Here is a 22,507-nt window from a genome sequence, read left to right as displayed (position 1 = left end):
CAGCAACGCCGAGCGCGCTGCCGCGCTTGCCTCATGGGTCAAGTACTACAACACTCGACGCCGCCACAGCGCACTCGGCGGGCTCCCACCGATCAGCCGCCTGCCACCAACCTGATGGCCGAGTACACCTAGGTCGAGCTCCGCCTCGAAGAAGCGGGTGCGGTGTGTCGATGCCGAGCCCGATATTGCGCCGCTCGTCTTCCACCGCAGCGGCTTCACACGGATCACCACGGACACCTCACCTGAGGCGGTGTCCTCGTGCCCGCTCGCCACCCGCCTGAGTTCCGTCAGCGTGCGGTCGACCTTTCTCCGGGCGCCCGGTCGCGATGCCGCCGACATCGGCAGAAGCTGGATCGCGGCCCCGCACCTCCACGACCTCGCTCGGTGCCGTGCCACCCGTGGATCGCGCTCTCCGCTGTGGTGGCAGAGGCACGATCGGGCGCGGCGTCCTGTCAGCTCGGTTCCGACGTTGGGCGACGGGTGTCTGTCTGGACGATGCGCGATACTGCGGTGATGACGGCGTGCCGGTGCGCGGCGAGCCGGTGCGGATCGTGTGGGTCGCCGCCATCTGCCCTGAGCAGGCCGTCGGGCGTCAGGTACCAGGCTTGTGAGACGGCGTAGATGAGGACGAGAAGGTCGACGGCGGTCAGCGGGTCGCTGTCGGTCCTGGACACGGCGGTGGTTTTGGCGAGGTAGCTCTCCATCGGTTCGGATGCGGCGTGCGGGCGTTCCAGCTGCGCCCACAGGTTGATCCGCAGCGCCGCGGGTTCGCGCTGGTGGTAGTCGAACAGGTCGCCCGCCCACGCGGGTAGATCCTCCGGTTGGGGCGGGACCTTCGCGGCCATGGACTTGATCGCGCTGGCGAGCGCGGCGTCGAAGAGCCCGTCCTTGTTGCCGAAGTAGGCGTAGATCATCCGGATGTTGGTCCCGGCCTCCCGGGCGATCCGTTCGACGCGCCCGCCGGCGTGGCCATGCTCGGCGAACTCCGTGACGGCCGCCTGCAGGATCCGAGCCTTCGTCGCCTGAGCGTCACGTGCGGGCATGTGGTCTCCGTCTCGGTGCGCGGCGTTGGACGGCGGGCAGGTGCGACCCTAGCCTAGAAGTAAATAAATTCTTACTTACTAGGAGGTTGGATGCAGCCCGAGATCGAGAAGGCGCTCGCGATCACACCGGCCTCGCGGGCACGGGAGCGCACGATCGACATCACGACCGTCGGCGCGCGCACCGGGCGCCCGCGGCGCATCGAGGTGTGGTTCTACCGCGTGAACGGGCGGATCTACCTGAGCACGCAGCCCGCCCGGCGTAGCTGGTACGCGAACATCCTGCGCAACCCGTCGTTCACGTTCCACCTCAAGCACGGCGTACGCGCGGACCTGCCCGCCATCGGGACGCCAGTCCGCGATCCGCAGCTGCGCGAGGCCGTGTTCCGGTCAATCATCGCCGACCTCAACCAGCCCTGGAACCCCGCGAGCATCCGGCAACCCGTCGAGCCGCTCGAGGAGTGGATGGCGGGCAGCCCGCTCGTCCGTGTCGACTTCACCGAAGGAGCACGTTCATGACCGAACACCGGATCGCATTGGTCACGGGCGCGAACCGGGGGCTCGGGCGCAGCACCGCGCTCGCGCTCGCCCGGCGTGGCGCGAGGGTTGTGGTGACCTACCGGGGCGGCGCTCTCGGGGCCGCGGAGACCGTGCAGATGATCCAGGACGCGGGCGGTGACGCGTTCGCCACGCAGCTCGACATCAGCAACGTCGACTCGTTCGCGACCTTCACCACCGAGCTGGCCGACGAGATCCGCACCCGCTGGGGGAGGACGAAGCTCGAGGTCCTGGTCAACAATGCCGGGATCGGCCTGTTCGGCCGGCTGGAGGACGTGACGGTGGACAGCTTCGACGCGCTCGTGGGCACCAACTTCCGCGGCACCTTCTTCCTCGTCCAGGCCCTCGTGCCGCACCTCGCCGACGGCTCCCGCATCATCAACGTGTCGACCTCGCTGACCCGCCATGTCAGCCCAGGTACGTCGGTCTACTCGGCGTCGAAGGCGGCGGTCGAGGTCCTCTCCCGCAGCCTGGCCGTCGAGCTCGGCCCGCGCGGCATCCGCATCAACGCGATCGCCCCCGGCCCGAGCGCCACCGACTTCAACGGCGGCGCCATGCGGGACGACCCCGAGCTGCGGGGGACCCTCGCGGCGCGGACCGCGCTCGGCCGGGTCGGCAAGCCGGAGGAGATCGGCGACGCCATCGCCGCGCTCGCCTCCGACGACATGCGCTGGATCACCGCAGAGCGCATCGAGGTCTCCGGAGGAGCCCTCCTGTAGACGGCCGGCGCGTCGCAAGACCGCCGGGCTTCGAGAAAGGAAACAAGTGGGGCGTGCGGGGGTTGACCCGCACCGCGGCCATCGAGCTCGGACGCGACGGCATCCGGGTCAACTTGATCAACCCCGGTGTCGTGAACACGCCATTGATCACCGAGCTGTTCCGCCCTGGAGCGGCGCGCGTGAGCGACTACGACTCACCGGAGCCGTTCGCGACCAAGCGCCTGGCCGACCCGCAGGACATGGCGAACCTCCTGCTGTTCCTCGCCTCCGACGACGCCGCGTTCGTCACCGGCTCGGAGCACATCGCTGACGGTGGGCTCCTCCTCGGACCGGCGCTCGCCGCCGGCCAGACCCAGCACCACAGCTGATCGCGGCACCGGGGTCCCGCGGCGGCAGCCCACCCGGGCCCCGGCCCGGTCCCCCTCCATCCCAGGACGCACATGTCATTCCAACTCGATCCCAGAATCGCGCGGCTCGTCGACGGCGGCGCAGGCCCTGCCTCCCCGACCGGCTTCCGCGAGGGCGACTCCGCCCACCTGCGCCGGATCCTCGACGACGGCCTGACCCAGCTGAGCGCCCTGCCCGTCGACCCGGACGTCACGTCCGAGGCGTACTCGATCGAGACCGGCGACGGGCATCGACTCGCGCTGCGGTGGTATGCGAAGAGCGGCTCCACTCCGGGCTCCGCCGTGGTCCACGTCCACGGCGGAGCGGTGATCGCCGGCAGCGTCGAGCTCTACGACCCGCTCGTCCGGACGTACGTGGCGTGGACCGGCGTCCCATGGTCGCCGTCGACTACCGGCTCGCCCCCGAGGCACCCGCAGGTGCCGCTGCGTCGGACGGCCTCGCCGCCGTGACGTGGTTGCGGGAACGGGCCGACGAACTCGGCGTCGATCCCGCACGCATCGCCGTCATGGGCGACAGCGCCGGCGATGGTTGCGGGAACGGGCCGACGAACTCGGCGTCGATCCCGCACGCATCGCCGTCATGGGCGACAGCGCCGGCGGCGGAGTCGCCGCCTCCGTCGCGATCCTCGCCCGCGACCACCGGATCCCCCTCGCCAGGCAACTGCTCGTCTACCCGATGCTCGACGACCGCACCACCGAACCCGACCCCCATCTCGCGGCGGCACCCACCCTCTTCTCCTACGCCTTCAACCGCACGGCCTGGGCCGCCGTCCTCCGCGGGCACGACGGGACACGTCCAGTGGCGCCCAGCGTCGCCCCGGCCCGCAACACGAACTTCGCCGGGCTCGCGCCCGCATACATCGAGGTCGGCGAGATGGACATCTTCCGCGACGAGGACGTCAGCTACGCCCGACAGCTCTGGCGGGCCGGGGTGTCGACCGAGCTCCACGTCCACCCCGGGATGCCACATGCGTTCGACGTCCTGCCGCTGGGAGGCGATCTCCGCTATCAAGCGGACAAGATCCGCGTCATCCGCAGCGCGTGAGGCCGCGAATCTCCCGGATCAACGCATCGGGACACCGGGCAGGATCGGGTAGCACGGCTACGCCTGCGCGCCAGCCCAGGGCCGTCGGCTCGGACGGCGTCTTCCTCGTCGGGTACGAATGTCATCGACGACATGCACAGCCGGCTCCTGCTCGCCTACCGCTGCACGTGTTCACCTGGCCTTGAGTCGATTCCGGTTGGCCACCAGAACCTCCTCCGACAGGTCCGGGGCGACGTCGACGATGGCACGGGAGAGGAGCAGTGCGCCGACCATCTGACTGAACAGCGCCACCGCCTGCTCCCTGGCCTCGGCAGGAGTGATCTCGGTATCGGACTCGCAGCCGTATTCGATCAACATGGCCGCGATGGCGTCGAAGTAGCCGTCCAGGCCCCGGCGGTACTCGGCTTGAGCGGCGGCGCCGTGGCGGCCGGCGTCGGAGACGAGGGCGGCCGAGGCGCATCCGACCTCGGGGTGGTCGCGATGCTCGGCGCCGACGTATTGATCGATCATGTCGTGCAGGGCCGCGCGAGCCGAGCGCGGGTGTGCCGCGCGGATGGCGTCAAGCGCCGCCAGCGAGTCGGTGAAGCCCTGGCGCAGGACCTCGATGGCGAGGTCGCCCTTGGAGGCGAAGTGGTTGTAGAAGCCGCCGTGGGTCATGCCGGCCGACTTCATCAACCCTTCGATGCCCACGCCGTCGATGCCGCGCAGCCGAAATCCCTCGCCGGCCGCGGTCAGGATCCGCTCGCGGTTGAGCCGCTTCTGCTCCCGTGTGACGCGGGGCACGTCGACCACCTCCCCGGACGGAGACCCTCCTGGACAGGCGAAGTCTAGCCAGTTCCGATGATGGCCACCATCAAACCGGGCGATCCATAGGACGTCCGGCTTGACAGCGGCAGCCGATGGCAATATTAATGTCGGTCATCATCAAACGTAAGGAGTCGTCGTGAGGTTCGGGACCATCGGCGCCGGGGCGGTCGCGCAGGCCATCGCCGGTCATCTGGTGACGGCAGGGCACACGGTGACCCTGAGCAACAGCCGCGGCCCGGACACGCTGCGCGATGTCGTGGCGCAGCTGGGACCATCGGCGAGCGCGGCCACGGTCGAGGAAGCCGCCACCGCCGACATGGTGTTCCTGACCGTGAGGTGGCCGCAGGTCGGCGAAGCACTGGCCGGGCTCCCACCATGGGACGGTCGCATCCTCGTGGACACGACCAACCAGATACCGACGTCGCCGAGCGTCGCCGATCTCGGTGTGGCGACACCGAGTGAGTTCGTCGCGAAGCGGGCCCCGGGCGCACACGTGGTCAAGGCGTTCAACACCCTCTACGCCCGGTACATCGCCGCCGACCCCCGGCACCCGGAAGGACGGCAGCTCCTGTTCTACGCCGGCGACGACACCGTCGCCAAGGCCACGTTCCACGACGTCGCCGACAGCATGGGGTTCGCGCCGGTCGATGCGGGATCGCTGCGCGAGGGCGGCCGGCTGATGCAGATCGGTGGCCCGCTCTCGGCCATGCACGCCCTGAAGCAGGACTGACCGGAGGGAACGGGCACGGCATGAAAGCACTCGCCTACGAGAAGGCACACCCGCTCGACGCCTTCGCCATAGACCTGGACGACATCCCCGAACCACAGCTGCGTGACGGTGACCTGCTGGTCGAGGTACACGCGATCGGCATCAACCCGGGCGAGGCCGCGATCCGGCAGACCCGCAGCGCCGACCCCGGCGGCCGCGTTGTCCTCGGGTGGGAGTTCGCCGGGGTCGTCGTCGCAATCGGGCCCGCGACCACCGGGTTCGCGATCGGGGACCGGGTGATGGGCACCGGCGACATCACTCGCGACGGCAACTGGGCCGAGCGCGTCGCAGTCGACCACCGGGTCGCCGCCACGATCGCCGAGGAACTCACCTTCGCCGACGCCGCCTCCCTGCCCATCGGCGTGCTCACCGCCTGGGAGGCACTCTTCCGCGACCAGGACACCCTGCCCGCCGGCGTCGAGAACGTCCTGGTGATAGGCGGCGCCGGCGGTGTGGGCTCGATGGCCACGCAGCTGCTGAAGGCGCGGACCTCGGCGTTCGTGATCAGCACGGCCTCCCGGCCCGAGTCACGGGAGTGGGCCACCGCGATGGGGGCCGACCTCGTCGTCGATCACCACGCCGACCTGGCCACGCAGCTGCGCGGAGCCGGGATCGACGACGTCGATCTGGCGTTCTCCACCTCGGACACCGGCCGCCGCTTGGCGTCGATCGTCGAGGTGCTGCGCCCCTTCGGACACCTGGCCTTCATCGACTCCCCCGGCCGGCTGGACGTGGAGACGTTCGTCGGCAAGTCGCTGTCGGTGCACAGCGAGATGGTGTTCAGCAAGATCGTCGCCGGCGGCGACGCCAGCAGCCAGGGCCGGATCCTCGCTCGCGCGGCCGACGACGTGGTCGCGGGCCGCCTGCGTCCGATCGTCACGACCACACTCCGGGGACTGACTCCCGAGACCATGAGGACGGCGCACACGCTCGTCGAGACCCGCCGGACCATCGGCAAGATCGTGGTCACCCTCTGAGCCGTCGCCTCGCCGACTCCGCGTCTCTCCGGCCCGGCCGGACCTGAGACTCCCACTCACGAGAGGAACCACCCGACATGACACGGAATCTGCTCGACGGCGAGTTCGTCCCCAGCTCCGATCCGGTGACCCGCGAGCAGGTCGAGCTCTACGAGCGCACCGACGGCCGAGAAGGCGCGACGATTCAGGGCGCCCCCGTCATCATCCTGACCACGCGCGGGGCGCGTTCGGGCAAGCTGCGCAAGGTCGCCCTGATGCGCATCGAACGCGGCGGCGTCTATGCCGTCGGCGCCTCTGCCGGCGGCCAGGCCCGCAACCCGAGCTGGTTCTACAACCTGGTGGCCAATCCGACGGTGCAGCTGCAGGACGGCCCCCACCGGTCGCTGATGACCGCACGCACCGCCGACGGCGCCGAGCGAGAGGACTGGCTCGCCTACGCCGACGAGCTCTACCCGTTCTTCAGCGACCTGCGCGACCGCGCCGCGGAAACCGGCAACCGCGAAGTACCGCTGATCCTGCTCGAACCCGCCACGAACTGACCTACCGACGGGCTCGCCGCTGGTGACCGCGGGTTGGGCTCCGACCCGACGTTTCGGGGCCGACACCACAGTGGGCAGAAGCGAAAGCGACCCCAGCGCGTCAGTGACCGCAACACGAGCGCCGACCACGACGGCGACGGCGACGGCGATTTGCCAGGGCCGCAGCCAGCAGCTCTGGCTGGTCACGGTCACCCGCCGCGACGACGGCGAGGATCGCGACGATGCGTCCCGCCAGCCCGGTCCACTCGCCGTCGTGGCCGAGCAGCCGGGTCCAGTACCCGTCCGGGACGTTCCGCACCGGGGCGTGTCCCGTGATGACCACCGAGCACAGTGGGGCGTGCAGACGGACGTTGCTGCGTTCGTCGAGCGTGCTGACGGCGAGGCGCCGCTCGTCCTCGTCGCTGCTGGCGAGGCCGGCGACGGCGGCGCGCACCTGGTGGCGCGCCAGCCGCTGCAACTCGACCTGTCGGGCCACTGTGTCGAAGACGGTCGAGAAGGGCTCGAGTGCTTCCGGCGTCACCCTCCGGTGCGGGTCGATGAGGTAGACGAAGGCGGTGGCGGACGTCCGGATGCGCAGCGGGATCACCAGTCGCTCGTAGAGCTCGAGATCTGGCGCTGCCGGGATGCGCACGATGCCCGACGCACGGCGCGCCGCGTCGTTCACGTGGTGCAGCACCGCCCGGCCGATCTCGGTCTCGGCGTCGTTCACGAGCAGGACCCGTCGCCGCAACGGGTCCGCCAGCTCGGGCGGTTGGTCCGAGAACGCCAGGACCCGGTCCTGTGCGTCGAGCAACGTGGCAGGCGTGCCGAAGGTGCGGAACAGATCGTCGACCAGTTCCTGGAACAGGTACTCCACACCGGTCCGGTACTCACCGGTCGAGACCCGCGTGAGTTCGCCGATCGGGTGGACGTGTTGCTGGCCCCGCGGTCGCTGTCGGGCGGTACCAGGCGGTGAGGGCGACATGCAGCAGCCGGACCGACGCGGTGGCGGCCAGATCGGTGGTGGGCAACCCGGGCGCCCCGTACAGCCGCCGAGCCCAGCGGGGCAGCAGGGCGAACGCGAGTGCGACGACCGATGGCGCCGCGAGCCGGAGGCCGATGAGATCGCGCGGCAGCGGCGGGTTCAGCATCCGCAGTGCGCTCTCGCGCGCCTCCCCGCAGGCATAGATGCGGGGCCGCATCCGCGCGAAGTACGCGGCGAGGTCGGCGCGGCTGCCCGGCGCGAGGTCTATGGGGATGCCGACGACCTCCGCGGCCCGGCGGCTCTCGGCCACGTACCGGTCGGCGTCGGCGCGGTTCACGATGCCGCAGCGGTACGCGACGTCGACGTAGGAGTCGATCTCCCCGCAGTGCACCCACAGCAGGTTCTCGACGTCGTCGAGGGCGAAGTCGGTACCGGTATCAGGGTCGTACCCACGCAGCCGCGCATGCAGGCGACGGACCCGGCGGGCCGCCCGCTCGACCTCCGCGGAGCTGCCGAACGTACGGATCCCGACGAACTCCGCGGTGCGCTGGAACCGCTGCCACGCCCGCGCGGGGTCCGCCAGCGCGGAGTTCTGGGCCGTCCCACGCATCACGCGCGGGTGCAGCGATTGCAGAAGCAGCGCCCGGATCCCGGCAACCCAGAGCACCGGCTCGACGTGCACGCGCCAGGTGACCGAGCCCGACCCGAACAGGCCGTCGTCGGTTCGCGCGTCCGTCGGCTGCACACCGGAATCGTGCCTCGCCTCGGCCGAGCGCGCGCGTCGAACGTGCGGGTCGAGGCGGCGCGCATCGCCCGCCCGACCTGCCGTTCCCCGACGAGGGTGTGGAGACCTCGACCGCAGGACAAAAGCGAGCGCACACGGCGACCGTAGCCCGCAACGCCCGCAGGAGGAGTGGTTCTACGACCCGGAGATCTCGCAGATCGCGGTGAACTGAGCGACGGTGTCCCCCACGGCCACGGCGACCCCCGTCACGACGCCCGCCCGGTGGGCGAGCACCCGGTTCTCCATCTTCATCGCCTCGAGGACGGCGACGAGGTCGCCCTCCGCCACCTCCTGCCCCTCCCGCACCGCCACCTGCACGATCGTGCCCTGCATCGGCGCGGCGACGGAGTTCCCGGAGACGGTGGGCGTCGCGTCGCTGCGCAGTGCGGCCGCCTCCTGCCGGATCGCGTCGCCCCGCTCGCCGAGCAGGGCGAGTCCGGGCACCCGCAGCGTCAACACCCGGCGCCCCACCCGGACCGGCAGCGCGTCCGTCGCCTGCCCCGCGCCCGGATCCGTCCACGGCTCGACGACCCCGTCGAACTCCGTCTCGACCCAGCGGTTGTGCACCGCGAACCGACCGGCGAAGTCCGGGTGCTCGACGACCTGCCGGTAGAAGGGCACCGGCGTCGGCACGCCGTCCACCTGCACCTCGGCGAGCGCGCGGCGAGCCCGGTGCAACGCCTCGTCGCGGTCGGGCCCGCTCACCACGAGCTTGGCGAACATCGAGTCGAAGCGGCCGTCGACCGGGTCCCCCGCCTCGACGCCGGCGTCAACCCGGATGCCGGGGCCGGCCGGCATCCGGAAGGTGGTGACCGTGCCGGGCACGGGCACGAAGCCGCGCCCCGCGTCCTCGCTCGTGATCCGGAACTCGACGGCGTGCCCCCGCGGCTCGGGGTCGGCGTCGGTGAGCAGCTTGGCGCCCGCCGCGATCCGGAACTGTTCGGCGACGATGTCGATCCCGGTGGTCTCCTCCGTGACCGGGTGCTCGACCTGCAGCCGCGTGTTGACCTCGAGGAACGAGATCAGCCCGTCCTCGCCCACCAGGTACTCCACCGTGCCCGCCCCGCTGTAGCCGGCGGCGCGGCAGATCTCCTTCGCCGACTGGTGGATCACGCGCCGCTGCTTCGGCGTCAGGAACGGCGCCGGCGCCTCCTCCACGAGCTTCTGGTTGCGCCGCTGCAGCGAGCAGTCGCGGGTTCCGAGGACCACGACCGTGCCGTAGCCGTCGGCGAGCACCTGCGCCTCGACGTGGCGGGCGCGGTCGAGGAAGCGCTCGACGAAGCACTCCCCCCGGCCGAAGGCCGCCGTCGCCTCCCGCGTGGCCGACGCGAACAGCTCCGGGATCGACGCGGCGTCGCGCACGACCTTGAGCCCGCGGCCACCGCCACCGAACGCCGCCTTGATCACGAGCGGCAGCCCGTGCGTGCGCGCGAACTCCTCGATCTCGGCGACGTCGCGCACCGGGTCAGCGGTGCCGGGCGCGAGCGGCGCCCCGACGGACCGCGCGATCCGCCGCGCGGTCACCTTGTCGCCCAGGTCGCGGATCGTCGCGGGCGGCGGCCCGACCCACACGAGCCCGGCGTCCAGCACCGCCTGCGCGAAGTCCGCGTTCTCGGCCAGGAACCCGTAGCCGGGGTGGACGGCGTCGGCGCCGGCGGCCACCGCGGCGCCGACGACCGCGTCGACGTCGAGGTAGGCCGACGCGCCGGACAGCGCGACCACCTCGTCGGCGAGCCGCGTGTGCAGCGCCCCGCGGTCGGGCTCGGTGTGCACGGCCACGCTGCGCAGGCCGGCGTCGCGGGCGGCTCTGATCACCCGGACGGCGATCTCGCCGCGGTTCGCGACCAGCACCTTCCGCAGCGGGTTCCTCGGTTCGTCGGACAGCACCTGCGCCTGCTTCCCCCTCCTGGTCACGCCGCGACCAGCGCGGGCGCGACCTCGTGCACGAACGTCTCCGCCGCCCGTTCCAGCTCGTCCTCCGCGACGGCGGGGGCGAAGAGCACGGTCCCGGCTCCCGCCTCCGCGTACTCGGACAGGCGCGCGGCGACCTGCGCCGGCGTCCCGGCCGGGACGTAGCGGTCGGCGAACGGGCCGAAGTCCTGCCGGTAGATCCGCGAGAGGACCTCGAGCGCGGTGCGCCGGGCGCGGGCGCCGTCGGCGCCGACACCCGCCCAGCAGAACAGCGCGCCCCGCACGGCCCGGGCCGGTCGCCCGGCCGCCACGGCTTCCGCGCGCACCTGCTCCAGGCTCTCCCCGAACCGCTGCGGGTCGACCATGTAGGGCATCCACACGTCGGCGAACCGGCCGGCCCGCCGGATCGCCGCCCGGCGCCGGCCTCCAACCCAGATCGGCAGGTGCCGGCGCTGCGGTAGCGGGTCGAGCGCCAGCCCGTCCAGCGTCCAGAACGCCCCGTCGTGGTGCACCCGCTCCCCGGCGAGGAGCCGCGTGATCAGGGCGAGCGACTCGTCGGCCCGCCGGCCGCGCTCGGCGGGGTCGACACCGCACGCGAGCAGCTCCGGCGGGTACTCGCCACCGACGCCCACGCCGAGCTCGAACCGCCCGCCGCTGACCCCGTCGAGCGTGGCCGCCATCTTGGCGGCGAGCGGAGCCGGGTACACCGGAAGCACGGTGGCCGCGCTGAGCAGGCCGATCCGGCTCGTCGCGCCCGCCGCGGCCGCGAGCGCGACGAACGCGTTGGTCGTCGGGACGTGGAAGAACACGTGCTCGCCGCACGCCACGAGGTCGTAGCCGAGTTCCTCGGCCCGCCGGGCGAGCGGCACGACGTGCGCGAGGTCGAGCTGCGGCGGGAGCATCAGGCCGAACCGCACGCGCGCTCCCCTGCCGCTGTGTCGTCCGCTGCTGTGTCGTCCGCTGCTGCGAGCACCCGCCGCGCCATCGTCACGTGAACGGCGTCGACCATCTCCCCGTCCACGACCCCGACGCCCTGTTCCGCGGCGGCCAGCACCGCGCGGGCGTGCTCGACCTCGGCCTCGGACGGCGTGAACACCTCGTGCGCGATCGCGACCTGCACCGGGTGCAGGCAGATCTTGCCGCGGTAACCGATGTCGCGGCCCTGCCCGGCGTCGGCCCGGAACGCGTCCGCGTCCCGCACGGCGACGACCGCCTGGTCGAGCGCGAGCACGCCCGCGAGGTGCGCGGCGAGGCACACCGCGCTGCGCGCGTAGAGCACCTCGGTGCCCGCCGCCGTGCGCCGGCCCCCGATGTCGGCCGCGTAGTCCTCGGCACCGAAGTAGGCGGCGTCCGGGCGCTGGGCGAGCAGCGGGCGTGCGTCCGCCACGCCGCGCGCGGTCTCCAGGCCGACCACGACGCGCGCGCCGGAGGGCAACGCCGCCCACACCGCGGCGAGCTGGTCCGCCCGCTCGTACTTGGGCAGCACCACCCCGTCGATCGCCCCGGACGCGCCTGCGCCCGCCGCGGCGGCGACGTCGGCCTCGTGCCACGGCGTGCCGGGCGGGTTGACCCGCAGCAGGACGGTCCCCGCGTCCGGGCGGCCCGCGGTGAGGGCATCGACGGCCGCCGCGCGGGCGGTGTCCTTCGCGTCCGGTGCGACGGCGTCCTCCAGGTCGACGACCACCGCGTCCGGGCGGGCCCGCCCGACCTTCGGGAGCAGGTCGGGCCGCCCGCCCGGCACGAACAGGAGGCTGCGCAGCCGGGCGATCACGCTGCGCCCTCGCGCACCACGAGGCACTTCAGCGTGGCGACCAGCACCTCGGTCCCGTGCTGGTTGCGCACGACGAACCGCGAGGTGACGACCCCGTCGTCGGGTCCGCGCGGGGTGATCGCGAGGACCTCGGTCTCGACGTGCAGCGTGTCGCCGATGTGGGTCGGCGCGACGAACCGCAGCCGGTCGATGCCGTAGAACGCCTTCATCGCCTCGGGCCGCAGCTCCACGAGGCCGAGCGCCACCGAGATCACCAGCGCGCCGTGGGCGATCCGCTGCCCGAACCGCGGGTCGGCAGCGGCGAACTCGACGTCGGTGTGGATCGGGTGCCAGTCGCCGGTGAACATCGCGAACGACACCAGGTCGGTCTCGGTGATCGTCCGGGCCCGGCTGACGTGCCGGTCGCCGACGGCGATGCGGTCGAGGTGCTGGGTGATCACGCCGGTGTCCCCCCGACGTCCACCCGGCGCACCTGGTCCATGTCCGCGCTGCCGCGGGAGAGGTCGCGCTGCGACACCGCCGCCACGCACACCAGCGAGAGGACCGACAGCACGGCGATGTAGGCGGCGACCGCCATCGAGGTGCCCCAGTACGCCACCAGCGCCGTGGCCACGATCGGGGTGATCGCCCCGCCGAGCAACACACCGAGCTGGAACGACACCGTCGACGCGCTGAACCGGACGGTGGCGTCGAACAGCTCCGTGATGAACGTGGCCTGCGGCCCGTAGGACACCGAGAAGACGATCGCGCCGACCACGTAGGCGAGCACGAGCAGCACCGGGTCGCCGCTGTCGATGGCCAGGAACGTCGGGAAGATCCAGACCGTCATCGCGGCCAGCCCGGCGATGATCAGCGCCCGCCGGCCCCGGCGCTGGGCGATGGCCCCGAACCAGGGCATCGCGACCACCGCCACCACGGCCGACACCAGCACGGCGACGAGCATCGCGTTGCCCGTCTGGACCTTCGCGGACTTCGCGTACGCCAGCGCGTAGGTGTTGACGCCGTAGAAGTACGCACCGGTGCTGATCATCGAACCGGTGGCGAACAGCACCTGGCGCGGGTAGCGGCGCACGGCCTCGGCCAGCGGCGCCCGCGCGGCCAGCCGGTTGCGCTTGACCTCCTCGAACACCGGGGTGTCGCCGATCGTGAAGCGGACGTAGAGCCCGACGCCGACGAGCACGATGCTCACGAGGAACGGCACCCGCCAGCCCCAGGACAGGAAGGCCTCCTCGGGGAGTTGCGAGACCAGGAAGAACGCGGTGGTGGCGAGGAAGAGCCCGGCGGGCACGCCGACCTGCGGGAGGCTGCCGAAGAACCCGCGCCGGGCCGGGCTCGCGTGCTCGACGGCCGTCAGCACCGCGCCGCCCCACTCGCCGCCGACGCCGAAGCCCTGCACGAGGCGCAGCAGCACCAGCAGGATCGGGGCGGCGACGCCGATCGTCTCGTACGTGGGCAGGAGGCCCATGAGGAACGTGGCGACGCCCATCATCGACAGCGAGAGCACCAGCATCTGCTTGCGGCCGATGCGGTCGCCGAAGTGGCCGAGCACGATCCCGCCGAGCGGGCGCGCGAGGAACCCGACCGCGAACGTGCTGAACGCGAGCAGGGTCGAGGCCACCGGGTCGCCGCCGGGGAAGTACAGCGGGCCGAGCACGAGCGCGGCGGCCGACCCGTAGAGGATGAAGTCGTACCACTCGATGGTCGTGCCGATGAGGACCGAGGCGGCCACGCGGCGCATCGGGGCGGGGGTGGGGGTCGTCATGGCTGCTCCGAGGGGGTGGCGGACGGCCTGCGGTGCATGAGCCCGGTGCGGCGGGCCCGGCAGACGAGCTCGTCGCGCTGGTTGTGGGCGCGGTGTTCGAAGACGACGAGCCCGGCGTCGGGCCGCGAGCGCGACGGCCGGGCCGAGACGACCTCGGTCTCCACGCGGATCGTGTCGCCGGGGAACACCGGCTTGGGGAACGACACCTCGTCGATGCCGAGCTGCGCGATGATCGTGCCCAGCGTCAGCTCCGGCACCGAGAGCCCGACGACGAGGGCCACGGTGAACATGCTGTTCACCAGGGGCCTGCCGAACTCGGTGCCCGCGGCGTAGTCGGCGTCGAGGTGCAGCGGCGCCGGGTTCATGGTCATCGTCGTGAAGAGCACGTTGTCGGTCTCGGTCACCGTGCGCCGCGTGGCGTGGTGGACCACCGTGCCGACCTCGAGCTCCTCGAACCAGCGACCGGATACCGGCCGGTTCTCGATGCTCGTCATCGTGCCTCCAGGTGTTGCGGATGGGGTGGGAACTCCGGGGCGCGACCGGCCCGGAACGCGGCGAGGCCTTCCGCCGCGTCGGGCGAGGTCATCAGGTGCCGGACGAGCGCGGTGCGCTCGGCGGCGAGGGCGGCTCGCGGCGCGACCGGGGCGGCCGCGCGGTACATCCGTTTCATGCCGGCGAGCGCGTCGCGGCCGTGGCGGGAGAGCCGGGCGACGAGCGCGTCGACGGTCGCGTCGAGGTCCGCGAGCGGGGCGGCGTGGCTCGCGAGCCCCCACTCGGCCGCGGTCGCGCCGTCGATCATCTCGGCGGTGTAGAGCAGCCGGCGGGCGCGCATCGGGGGCAGGGCTCGGGGGAGGCGGACCGAACCGCCCGCGCCCGGCAGCAGCCCGTACTCGAGGTGCCGGTCGCCGATGCGGGCGTCCTCGGCGACGACGGCCATGTCGCAGGCGAGCAGGATCTCGCAGCCGCCCGCGAGCGCGTACTCGGCGACCACCGCGACCGACACGAACGGCGCCGCCTCGATCCGGTCCAGCACGGCTCCGATCGAGGCGATGTAGCGCGTGATCGCGGCCTCGTCGCCGAGCAGGGTCTGCAGGTGCGGCAGGTCCGCCCCCGCCGAGAGCGTCCCGCCGGCCCCGCGCAGCACGAGCACCGAGCAGCCCGCCGCCAGTGCCTCGTCGACGGCGGTGTCGAGGCCCGCGAGCACCGCCGGGCTCAGCGCGTTCTTCGCCTCCGGCCGGTCGATCAGCACCCGGGCGACGGCGCCGTCGACCTCCGTCACGACCCCGCTCACGGGCGCCGCACCGTGACGCCGGCCTTCTCGCGGTCCCACAGCTCGCCCAGCCGCTCGCGGGCCGACACGGCGAGCTTGTACTTCTCGATCTTCTCGCTCGGCGTCTTCGGCAGCTCGGGCACGGCCTCCACGTAGCGGGGCACCATGTAGTAGGCCATGTGCTCGGCGCAGAACCCGACGAGCGCGGCGTAGTCCACCTCCGCACCCGGGGCCGGCACGACGTAGGCCATCACCTCGTCCTCGCCCAGCTCGGACGGCACCGGTACGGCCGCGGCCTCCACGACGTCGGGGTGGCGGCAGAGCACGGTCTCCACCTCGAACGCGGAGATGTTCTCGCCGCGGCGGCGGATGGCCTCCTTCTTGCGGTCGGCGAAGTAGAGGTAGCCGTCCTCGTCGAGGCGGCCGCGGTCGCCGGTGTGGAACCACAGGTCGCGGGTGGCGGCGACGGTGGCCTCGGCCATCTCGTAGTAGCCGAGCATGATGCTGCCGCGTTCGTTGGGGCGGATGCAGATCTCGCCCACCTCGCCGGGCGGCAGCGGGCGCCGTTCGTCGTCGACGATCTGGACGTCCATGTAGTCGCGCACGCGCCCGGCCGACGACGCCTTCTCGGGCGGGTCGTCCGGCCCGAACACCGTCACGGCGGTGTTCTCGGTCATCGCGTACACCGAGGTGACGCCGATGCCGTAGCGCTCCCGCCACGTCTCGGCGAGCTCGCGCGAGCTCGGCACCATCATCGCCGTCCGCACGCGGTGCTCGCGGTCGCGCGGCGAGGGCGGCTGCTGCCAGATGATGTTCGCCATCGCCCCGAGCGCGTTGAAGACGGTGGCCCCCGACTCCCGGATCTCGTCCCAGAACCGGCGCGCCGAGAACGCGGGCGAGAGCGCCACCGCGGCGTCCGCCCACAGCGCGGCGTAGACGGTGTACCAGAGCGCGTTGCCGTGGAAGAGCGGCAGGCACGTGTAGAGCACGTCGTCGGGCCCGTAGCCCGACAGCGACGCCATCCGCAGCCCCACGCCGTGGCCCTGCGAGTGCGGGCTCACGACGCCCTTGGACGGCCCGGTCGTCCCGGAGGTGTACATGATCAGGTGCGGGTCGTCGTACCGGACGTCGGCCATCTCCGGCGGGTCCGCGGGCGGCAGCGCGGCGAACGCGGCGAGTCGGTCCGGCCCCATCACCTCGCGTACCGCGGGCACCTGCGCCACGACCGGGTCGACGCGGTCGCGGTAGCCGTCCTCGGCGACGAGCAGCACCGAGTCGGACTGGTCGAGCAGGTAGCCGAGCAGGTCGCCCTTCGCGGCGGTGTTGATCGGCACGGCGACCGCCCCGAGCTTGCCCAGGCCCCAGAGCGCCCACAGCATCTCCGGCCGGTTCGGCAGCATCAGCGCGACGTGGTCGCCGCGCTCGATCCCGGCCCGCCGGAAGCCCTCGGCGTAGGAGTTGGTGACGGCGTGGACGTCGGCGTACGTGAAGCGGTCGCCGAGGTAGGTGAGGAAGGTCCGATCCCCGACGGTCCGGGCCTTGTCGGCGAGGATCCGGCCGATCGTCCGGTCCTCGAGGGCGTAGAGCCGCACGGGCGTCCCCTCTCAGCTCCGCACGGCGGCCGCGACGACGTCGAGCGCGGCGGGGTCCTCCATCGCGCTCGTGTCGCCGGTGGGCCTGCCGTGCACGACGAGGTCGCGCAGCAGCCTGCGCATGATCTTGCCGGTCCGGGTCTTGGGCATCGCCGCCGTCACGTGCACGGCGTCCAGCCGGGCATAGCCGCCCATCTCCGCCACGACGTGGCGGCCGATCTCGTCCCGCGCGGAGGCGGCGTCGACGTCGCCTCGCAACGTCACGAACGCGATCGGGATGGTGCCCTTCGTGTCGTGCGGGACGCCGACGACGGCGGCCTCGACCACCGCGGGGTGCGCGGTGACCACCGCCTCGATCTCCATCGTCGACATGCGGTGCGCCGCCACGTTGATCACGTCGTCGGCGCGGCCGAGCACCCACAGCTGCCCGTCGTCGTCGAGCACGGCCTCGTCGTGCGTGGCGTAGCGCCCGGGGAAGCGGGAGAAGTAGGTGGCGAGGTAGCGGTCGTGGTCGTCCCACACCGTGCGCGCGAGCGTCGGGAACGGCGCGGTGAGCACGAGGTTGCCCTTCACCCCCGTGGGGACGGGCCTGCCCTCGTCGTCGACGATCTCGAACGTGTGACCGGGCACCGGCGTGCCCACCGAGCCCGCCTTGAGCGGCTCCACCCCGTACACCGGGTAGGTCCACGTCGACCCGGTCTCGGTCTGCCCGTACGCGTTGACGACGGGGACGTCGAAGGTGCTGCTCGTCCACTCGAAGGTGTCGGCGTCGAGCGGCTCGCCCTGCATCGTGATCAGCTTCAGGCCGGGCAGCGGGTGCGCGGCGGCGAGGTCGTCGCCGAACTTGCGCAGCATCCGGGCGAGCGTCGGGGCGGCGAGCACCTTCGTCACGCCGTGCCGCGCGCAGATCGTGTAGAAGCGGGCGGGCGTCGGGGTGTCGAGGGCGCCCTCGAAGCAGGCGATCGTCATCCCGCAGGCGAGGCCGCCGACCACGGCCTGGATCGGGAACGTCAGCCAGCCGACGTCGGCCGCGACCCAGTAGACGTCCCCCGGCTCGTAGCCGGCCTGCCAGTGCGCGTTCGCCCAGGTCCCGAGCAGGAACCCGCCGACGCTGTGCACGACGCCCTTGGGCTTCGACTCGGTGCCGCTGGTGAAGATGAGGAACGACGGGTCGTTCGGGTCGAGCGGTACGGCGGGGGTGCCCGCTGCGCCGCGCTCCAGGACGTCGGCCCAGGCGTGCTCGCCTGCGTCGAGGGCCGCCGCGTCCCCGGTGCGGTCGACCACCACGGTCGCGCGCACCGACGGCGCCCGCTTCCGGGCGGCGCGCAGCGTCTCCAGCAGCGGGATCCGCCGGCCCCGCCGGTAGCTCGCGTCGGCGACGATCACGACCGAGGCGCGGGCGGCCTGCAGCCGGGACGCGACGGCCTCCTCGCCGAACCCGGAGAACAGCACCGTGTAGATCGCGCCGATCCGGTTGCACGCGTGGATCGCGGTGAACGCCTCGACGAGGTTCGGCATGTAGATCCCGACGACGTCGCCCCGGGCCACACCCAGCGCCAGCAGCCCCGCGGCGAGCCGGGACACCTCGTCGGCGAGCTCGGCGTAGGTCACCGTCCGGACATCACCGGGCTCGCCCTTCCACACGACGGCCGCCCGGTCCCGGGTGGCCGGGTCCTCCGCCCAGCGGTCGACGCAGTTGTCGGCGACGTTGATCCGGCCACCCTCGAAGTAGCGGAAGTCCTCCAGGTCGCCCGAACGCACGGTCCGCCAGGGCGTGGACCAGCGCTGCTGCCCCGCGACCCACTCCCAGTAGGCGTCCGGGTCGGGGAATGCCCGCGCGGCGCGCAGCGCCTCGACGCGCTCGGGCACGATCCACTCGGGGCGCAGCGGCTGCAGCGGTCGGTCGATCAGCTGGCTGAGGCTGTCGGTCGGGCCGGACATCGTCGTCCTTTCCTCTGCGGGTGCTAGACGGGGCTCACGAGGTGGTGTCGGCGTCCGGGCGTGCGCGTCCACCGGTCGGCGTCGACCATGCGGGCGGCCAGCTCGGCCCGGAGCGCGTCCGGCTCGACCACGGTGTCCACGACGAGATCGCTGCCCATGCGCAGCAGGTTGATGTCGGCCTGCTGCTCGGCGGTGCGGGCCGCGACGAACGCGGCGCGCTCCTCCTCGTCGGCGATCGCCGCGATCTTGTTGGCGTAGACGGCGTTGACGGAGGCCTCGGCCGCCATCGGGCCGATCGTCGCCGTCGGGATCGCGATCGTGGCGCGCGGCTCGAACCCAGGTGCGCACATGGCGTAGTAGCCGGCGGCGTAGGCCTTGCGCAGCACCACCGAGTACTTCGGGACCTCGGCGGACGCCATCGCCGCGATCATCTTGGCCCCGTGGCGGATGATCCCCTGGCGCTCGACCTCGACGCCCACCATGAACCCCGGGACGTCCTGCAGGAAGACGAGCGGGATGTTGAAGGCGTCGCACAGCGAGATGAACCGCGCGGCCTTGTCGGCCGAGTCGACGAAGATCGCGCCGCTGCGCACGCTCGGCTGGTTGGCCACGATCCCGATCACCCGGCCGTCGAGCCGCGCGAGGCCCACCACCATCTCCTGCGCCCAGCGGGCCTTGATCTCGAAGAACGTGCCACCGTCGACGATCCCGTCGATCACGTCGCGCACGTCGTAGCCGACGTTGGGGTCGGCCGGCACGAGCCCGTCCCACTCTGGACGTTCCGGGGGCGCGGGCTCGTGGAGCCGGGGCGGGGAGCGGAAGTCGTCGGGGAGGTAGGACAGCAGCAGCCGCGCAGCGGCCACGGCCTCCCAGTCGGAGTCGAACACCTCGTCGCCGCAGCCGGATACGGTGGCGTGCATCATCGCGCCGCCCATCTCCTCCAGCGTCGTGCGCTCCCCCGTCACCTTCTCGGCGACGCGCGGGCTCGCGAGGTACATCGACGCGTTGCCGGTGACCATCCCCACCCAGTCGCAGAAGGCCGGCATGTACGCCCCGCCCGCGGCCGACGGCCCGTGCAGGCAGCACAGCTGGGGGACGCGGCCGGACAGCCTGACCTGCAGGTTGAAGATCGCCGAGGCGCCGCGGCGGCCGGGGAAGAAGCCCATCTGGTCGGTGAGCCGGCCGCCCGCCGAGTCGACCAGGTAGACCACCGGCAACAGGTCGCGATCGGCCCGCTCCAGGATGCGGATCTGCTTCTCGCAGGTGAGCCCGCCCCACGAGCCCGCCTTGACCGTGAAGTCGTGGGCGATGACGGCGACCGGCCTGCCCTCGACCCGCCCGACGCCGGTCACCACGCCGTCGGCGGGCAGGCCGCTGTCGGCGGCGGCGAGCAGCCCGTCCTCCACGAAGCTCCCCGGATCGAAGAGGATCGCGAGCCGCTCGCGCACCGGCAGCTTGCCCGGCCAGCGCGCCGGGTCACCGCCACGCAGGGCACGATCCCGGGCCGCGGCGACGTCGGCCGCCGTCATGAGGCCATCCCCTTGCTGAGGATCTCGAGCTGGATCTCGTCGGTGCCGCCGCCGATGCGCAGGATCCGGGCGTCGCGGTAGTGGCGGGCCACCGGCGACTCCTCGACGAACCCGGCCCCGCCGAAGAGCTGCACGGCGTCGTCGACGACGCGGTTCGCGGCGAGCGCCGCCGCGTACTTGGCGCGGGCCACCGACTGCAGCGCGTCGAGGTGCCCGGCGTCCAGCCGCGCGGCGGCCTGGTAGGTGACGAGCCGCGCGGCCTCCAGCTCCACCTCCATCGCCGCGACGCGGTGCCGCACCGTCTGCAGGTGCGCGAGCGGGGCGCCGAACGCCTCCCGGTCGCGCACGTGGGCCCGCACGAGGTCTATGCACTCGGCGGCGTGCCCGAGGCCCATCGCGGCGAGCGCGACCCGCTCGAGCTGGAAGCCCTCCATGATCTGGTGGAAGCCGCGGCCCTGGATGCCGAGCACGGCATCGGCGGGCAACTCGACGGCGTCGAGCACCACCTCGCGCGTGTCCGAGGAGTGCCAGCCCATCTTGGCCAGCGGCCGGCCGAACGACAGTCCGCGCGCGCCGCGCTCGACGAGGAACAGGGTGATCCCGCCGTGGCCCGGGCCGCCCGTGCGCGCCGCGACGACGAGCACGTCGGCCAGCCCGGCGTTCGTGATGAACATCTTGCGGCCGTCGAGCACCCAACCGTCGCCGCTGCGGCGGGCGGTGCTGGTGATGCCGGCGACGTCGGAGCCGGTGCCGGGCTCGGTGACGGCGATCGCCGCCACGGCGTCGCCCGCGGCGAGCGGGGCCAGCCAGCGCCGCTGCTGCTCGGGCGTGCCGTACCGGACGATGTGCGGGCCCGCCATGTAGGCGCTCACCAGCGCGGTGACGGCGATCCCGCCGCTGGCCCTCGTCAGCTCCTCCGCGAGCAGGGCCACCGCGAGCGAATCGCCGCCCGCCCCGCCGAACTCCTCGGGCGTCACCAGCCCGAGCAGCCCCGCCGCGCCGAGCTCCTTCCACAGCCGCGCCGGGAACGTGCCCGTCGCCTCGGCCTCCGCGACGAGCGGCCGCACGGTGCGGTCGGTGAACGCCCGGCACGTACCGCGGAAGTCGGCGTGCTCGTCGTCGAGCTCCCAGCCCATCAGCGCCTCCTCCGAAAAGTTCGACCGACCGGGCGGTCGAACTTTGGCGGGCGAGTGGGCACGATGTCAACCCTCGGCCTCGCGTTACGGTGGAGTGGCCGATGACCGGAGCGGGAGGGCTGCATGACCGGAACGACGCTGAGCCGGGCGGACACCCGCCGGCTGCGTCTGCTCTCCACCGCGGCCGAGATCTTCAGCAAGCGGGGGTTCCGCGCCACGTCGATGAAGGAGATCGCGGCGGCCGTCGGGATGTCGAAGCCGACGATCTACCACTACTTCACCAGCAAGGAGGAGCTCCTCGTCCGGCTCTACTCCGACGTGCTGGACGAGAGCCTGGACGCCGCGCGGGAGACCGTGGCCGCCGCGCCGACGCCGCTCGACGCGATCCGCGACCTCATCACGTCCCGGGTGGCCTACACGTGCCGCAACCAGGCGCTGCTCAAGGTCTGCTTCGAGGAGGAGCACGAGCTGCCCGCCGAGCTGGCCGAGCAGGTGCTGGAGCGCCGGCACGCGTTCGAGGACTTCTTCGGCGACGCGCTCGCCGCCCACCTCGAAGCACACCCGAAGGTCATGCTCGGGATGCCCCCGAAGATCTACGTCAACATGTGCCTCGGCGCCGTGAACTGGTGCTACAAGTGGTACCGACCCACCGGTCCGTCAACCCCGGAGGAGCTCGGGCGCCAGATCGCGGCGTCCCTCACCGCCACCCTCGACGTCCGCTGACCCGCGGCGGGCCGGCCCGATCGGGTGATCCTCCCCCGCCGCGAGCCCCGGTGGTTGCGGACGGGACCGGCGCACCGAAACCTGCAGGTATGTCGATCAACCGACGCTCGCTGGCAGCCGTCTGGTCGCCGGGGCGGCCACGCTGGCGGGATGCCAGCCGGCGGCCCCGGCCGCGCTGCCGGCACCGTCGCCCGCCGCCGCGGGCCCGTCCTCCGCGGCCGCCCCGACCCACGCGGCCCCGCCCGCGCCGCCGGCCGCGCCCG

General features: G+C 72.6%; 24 protein-coding genes and 1 pseudogene. 10 read left to right on the top strand and 15 right to left on the bottom strand.

The features are described from left to right. Positions 1-115, top strand: a 115-nt coding sequence (locus ABEA81_RS41485) for an integrase core domain-containing protein (RefSeq protein WP_345611773.1), incomplete at its 5' end; no start/stop codon positions are given. A 337-nt stretch (positions 116-452) separates the two neighbouring features. On the opposite strand, the gene ABEA81_RS41480 is transcribed toward ABEA81_RS41485, so the two are convergent. Continuing rightward, on the bottom strand, positions 453-1,043 hold the full coding sequence (locus tag ABEA81_RS41480; RefSeq protein ID WP_345613411.1) for a TetR family transcriptional regulator: 591 nt from the start codon (positions 1,041-1,043) through the stop codon (positions 453-455). A gap of 90 nt (positions 1,044-1,133) precedes the next feature. On the opposite strand from ABEA81_RS41480, the gene ABEA81_RS41475 reads away from it, so the two are divergent. The 5 genes and pseudogenes from ABEA81_RS41475 to ABEA81_RS41455 all read left to right on the top strand — a co-directional run bounded on the left by ABEA81_RS41475 (position 1,134) and on the right by ABEA81_RS41455 (position 3,769). Next, complete coding sequence (locus tag ABEA81_RS41475; protein ID WP_345613410.1) at positions 1,134-1,559, top strand: nitroreductase/quinone reductase family protein; 426 nt, start codon at positions 1,134-1,136, stop codon at positions 1,557-1,559. After that, on the top strand, positions 1,556-2,317 hold the full coding sequence (locus tag ABEA81_RS41470) for an SDR family NAD(P)-dependent oxidoreductase (RefSeq protein WP_345613409.1): 762 nt from the start codon (positions 1,556-1,558) through the stop codon (positions 2,315-2,317). The genes ABEA81_RS41475 and ABEA81_RS41470 overlap by 4 nt, the downstream gene beginning before the upstream one ends. 53 nt (positions 2,318-2,370) lie before the next feature. Next, on the top strand, positions 2,371-2,685 hold the full coding sequence (locus tag ABEA81_RS41465; protein ID WP_345613408.1) for an SDR family NAD(P)-dependent oxidoreductase: 315 nt from the start codon (positions 2,371-2,373) through the stop codon (positions 2,683-2,685). Between the two features lie 413 nt (positions 2,686-3,098). Then, a pseudogene (locus ABEA81_RS41460) lies at positions 3,099-3,188 on the top strand (alpha/beta hydrolase fold domain-containing protein); the annotation flags it as partial. A 116-nt stretch (positions 3,189-3,304) separates the two neighbouring features. Then, the gene (locus ABEA81_RS41455) at positions 3,305-3,769 is read left to right on the top strand and encodes an alpha/beta hydrolase fold domain-containing protein (protein WP_345613407.1); all 465 of its coding nucleotides are present in this window, start codon (positions 3,305-3,307) and stop codon (positions 3,767-3,769) included. Positions 3,770-3,940: 171 nt separating this feature from the next. Here the strand turns inward: ABEA81_RS41455 and ABEA81_RS41450 are convergent, their stop codons facing one another. Then, complete coding sequence (locus tag ABEA81_RS41450) at positions 3,941-4,561, bottom strand: TetR/AcrR family transcriptional regulator (RefSeq protein WP_345613406.1); 621 nt, start codon at positions 4,559-4,561, stop codon at positions 3,941-3,943. Positions 4,562-4,712: 151 nt separating this feature from the next. Between ABEA81_RS41450 and ABEA81_RS41445 the strand changes: the two genes are divergently transcribed. The 3 genes from ABEA81_RS41445 to ABEA81_RS41435 all read left to right on the top strand — a co-directional run bounded on the left by ABEA81_RS41445 (position 4,713) and on the right by ABEA81_RS41435 (position 6,861). Then, a complete protein-coding gene (locus tag ABEA81_RS41445; protein WP_345613405.1) occupies positions 4,713-5,306 on the top strand; it encodes an NADPH-dependent F420 reductase in 594 nt (197 codons plus the stop codon). A gap of 20 nt (positions 5,307-5,326) precedes the next feature. Beyond that, complete coding sequence (locus tag ABEA81_RS41440; RefSeq protein WP_345613404.1) at positions 5,327-6,322, top strand: zinc-binding alcohol dehydrogenase family protein; 996 nt, start codon at positions 5,327-5,329, stop codon at positions 6,320-6,322. 125 nt (positions 6,323-6,447) lie between these two features. Then, positions 6,448-6,861 (top strand): nitroreductase family deazaflavin-dependent oxidoreductase, encoded by a 414-nt coding sequence (locus ABEA81_RS41435; RefSeq protein ID WP_345613403.1) that lies wholly within the window; start codon positions 6,448-6,450, stop codon positions 6,859-6,861. A gap of 100 nt (positions 6,862-6,961) precedes the next feature. Here the strand turns inward: ABEA81_RS41435 and ABEA81_RS41430 are convergent, their stop codons facing one another. The 13 genes from ABEA81_RS41430 to ABEA81_RS41370 form a co-directional block, all read right to left on the bottom strand. Further along, the gene (locus tag ABEA81_RS41430; protein ID WP_345613402.1) at positions 6,962-7,717 is read right to left on the bottom strand and encodes a hypothetical protein; all 756 of its coding nucleotides are present in this window, start codon (positions 7,715-7,717) and stop codon (positions 6,962-6,964) included. 13 nt (positions 7,718-7,730) lie between these two features. Beyond that, on the bottom strand, positions 7,731-8,570 hold the full coding sequence (locus tag ABEA81_RS41425) for an oxygenase MpaB family protein (RefSeq protein WP_345613401.1): 840 nt from the start codon (positions 8,568-8,570) through the stop codon (positions 7,731-7,733). 174 nt (positions 8,571-8,744) lie between these two features. Further along, on the bottom strand, positions 8,745-10,523 hold the full coding sequence (locus ABEA81_RS41420) for an acetyl/propionyl/methylcrotonyl-CoA carboxylase subunit alpha (protein ID WP_345613400.1): 1,779 nt from the start codon (positions 10,521-10,523) through the stop codon (positions 8,745-8,747). Then, complete coding sequence (locus ABEA81_RS41415; RefSeq protein ID WP_345613399.1) at positions 10,520-11,437, bottom strand: LLM class flavin-dependent oxidoreductase; 918 nt, start codon at positions 11,435-11,437, stop codon at positions 10,520-10,522. The genes ABEA81_RS41420 and ABEA81_RS41415 overlap by 4 nt, the downstream gene beginning before the upstream one ends. Continuing rightward, complete coding sequence (locus ABEA81_RS41410) at positions 11,422-12,291, bottom strand: HpcH/HpaI aldolase/citrate lyase family protein (RefSeq protein WP_345613398.1); 870 nt, start codon at positions 12,289-12,291, stop codon at positions 11,422-11,424. Before ABEA81_RS41410 ends, ABEA81_RS41415 begins: the two co-directional genes overlap by 16 nt. Next, positions 12,288-12,731, bottom strand: a complete 444-nt coding sequence (locus ABEA81_RS41405; RefSeq protein WP_345613397.1) for a MaoC/PaaZ C-terminal domain-containing protein — start codon at positions 12,729-12,731, stop codon at positions 12,288-12,290. Before ABEA81_RS41405 ends, ABEA81_RS41410 begins: the two co-directional genes overlap by 4 nt. Then, positions 12,728-14,053: an MFS transporter gene (locus ABEA81_RS41400; protein WP_345613396.1), complete on the bottom strand. Its 1,326-nt coding sequence runs from the start codon at positions 14,051-14,053 to the stop codon at positions 12,728-12,730. Before ABEA81_RS41400 ends, ABEA81_RS41405 begins: the two co-directional genes overlap by 4 nt. After that, positions 14,050-14,547 carry a MaoC family dehydratase gene (locus ABEA81_RS41395; RefSeq protein WP_345613395.1) on the bottom strand — a complete coding sequence of 166 codons (498 nt, stop codon included), beginning with the start codon at positions 14,545-14,547 and terminating at the stop codon, positions 14,050-14,052. Before ABEA81_RS41395 ends, ABEA81_RS41400 begins: the two co-directional genes overlap by 4 nt. Next, positions 14,544-15,344 carry an enoyl-CoA hydratase/isomerase family protein gene (locus ABEA81_RS41390; protein WP_345613394.1) on the bottom strand — a complete coding sequence of 267 codons (801 nt, stop codon included), beginning with the start codon at positions 15,342-15,344 and terminating at the stop codon, positions 14,544-14,546. Before ABEA81_RS41390 ends, ABEA81_RS41395 begins: the two co-directional genes overlap by 4 nt. Further along, complete coding sequence (locus ABEA81_RS41385; RefSeq protein ID WP_345613393.1) at positions 15,341-16,915, bottom strand: AMP-binding protein; 1,575 nt, start codon at positions 16,913-16,915, stop codon at positions 15,341-15,343. The genes ABEA81_RS41390 and ABEA81_RS41385 overlap by 4 nt, the downstream gene beginning before the upstream one ends. 12 nt (positions 16,916-16,927) lie before the next feature. Then, the gene (locus ABEA81_RS41380; RefSeq protein ID WP_345613392.1) at positions 16,928-18,856 is read right to left on the bottom strand and encodes an AMP-binding protein; all 1,929 of its coding nucleotides are present in this window, start codon (positions 18,854-18,856) and stop codon (positions 16,928-16,930) included. A gap of 23 nt (positions 18,857-18,879) precedes the next feature. After that, a complete protein-coding gene (locus ABEA81_RS41375) occupies positions 18,880-20,385 on the bottom strand; it encodes an acyl-CoA carboxylase subunit beta (protein WP_345613391.1) in 1,506 nt (501 codons plus the stop codon). After that, positions 20,382-21,521 carry an acyl-CoA dehydrogenase family protein gene (locus ABEA81_RS41370; RefSeq protein ID WP_345613390.1) on the bottom strand — a complete coding sequence of 380 codons (1,140 nt, stop codon included), beginning with the start codon at positions 21,519-21,521 and terminating at the stop codon, positions 20,382-20,384. The genes ABEA81_RS41375 and ABEA81_RS41370 overlap by 4 nt, the downstream gene beginning before the upstream one ends. A 123-nt stretch (positions 21,522-21,644) precedes the next feature. Here ABEA81_RS41370 and ABEA81_RS41365 point away from each other — a divergent pair, with 123 nt between their 5' ends. Beyond that, positions 21,645-22,244 (top strand): TetR/AcrR family transcriptional regulator, encoded by a 600-nt coding sequence (locus ABEA81_RS41365; RefSeq protein ID WP_345613389.1) that lies wholly within the window; start codon positions 21,645-21,647, stop codon positions 22,242-22,244. The last annotated feature ends 263 nt before the right edge of the window (positions 22,245-22,507 follow it).

The sequence above is a fragment of the Pseudonocardia adelaidensis genome (assembly GCF_039543345.1).
GTDB classification, from domain to species: domain Bacteria; phylum Actinomycetota; class Actinomycetes; order Mycobacteriales; family Pseudonocardiaceae; genus Pseudonocardia; species Pseudonocardia adelaidensis.
Note: the sequence above shows the minus strand (reverse complement) of the source record. Positions and strands in the feature narration are given on the sequence as shown.

Excerpts from the sequence above, each read along its gene's own strand:
- ABEA81_RS41480 (WP_345613411.1), bottom strand. The coding sequence starts at position 1,043 with ATGCCCGCACGTGACGCTCAGGCGACGAAGGCTCGGATCCTGCAGGCG.
- ABEA81_RS41475 (WP_345613410.1), top strand. The coding sequence starts at position 1,134 with ATGCAGCCCGAGATCGAGAAGGCGCTCGCGATCACACCGGCCTCGCGG.
- ABEA81_RS41470 (WP_345613409.1), top strand. The coding sequence starts at position 1,556 with ATGACCGAACACCGGATCGCATTGGTCACGGGCGCGAACCGGGGGCTC.
- ABEA81_RS41455 (WP_345613407.1), top strand. The coding sequence starts at position 3,305 with ATGGGCGACAGCGCCGGCGGCGGAGTCGCCGCCTCCGTCGCGATCCTC.
- ABEA81_RS41440 (WP_345613404.1), top strand. The coding sequence starts at position 5,327 with ATGAAAGCACTCGCCTACGAGAAGGCACACCCGCTCGACGCCTTCGCC.
- ABEA81_RS41400 (WP_345613396.1), bottom strand. The coding sequence starts at position 14,053 with ATGACGACCCCCACCCCCGCCCCGATGCGCCGCGTGGCCGCCTCGGTC.
- ABEA81_RS41395 (WP_345613395.1), bottom strand. The coding sequence starts at position 14,547 with ATGACGAGCATCGAGAACCGGCCGGTATCCGGTCGCTGGTTCGAGGAG.
- ABEA81_RS41380 (WP_345613392.1), bottom strand. The coding sequence starts at position 18,856 with ATGTCCGGCCCGACCGACAGCCTCAGCCAGCTGATCGACCGACCGCTG.
- ABEA81_RS41375 (WP_345613391.1), bottom strand. The coding sequence starts at position 20,385 with ATGACGGCGGCCGACGTCGCCGCGGCCCGGGATCGTGCCCTGCGTGGC.
- ABEA81_RS41370 (WP_345613390.1), bottom strand. The coding sequence starts at position 21,521 with ATGGGCTGGGAGCTCGACGACGAGCACGCCGACTTCCGCGGTACGTGC.
- ABEA81_RS41365 (WP_345613389.1), top strand. The coding sequence starts at position 21,645 with ATGACCGGAACGACGCTGAGCCGGGCGGACACCCGCCGGCTGCGTCTG.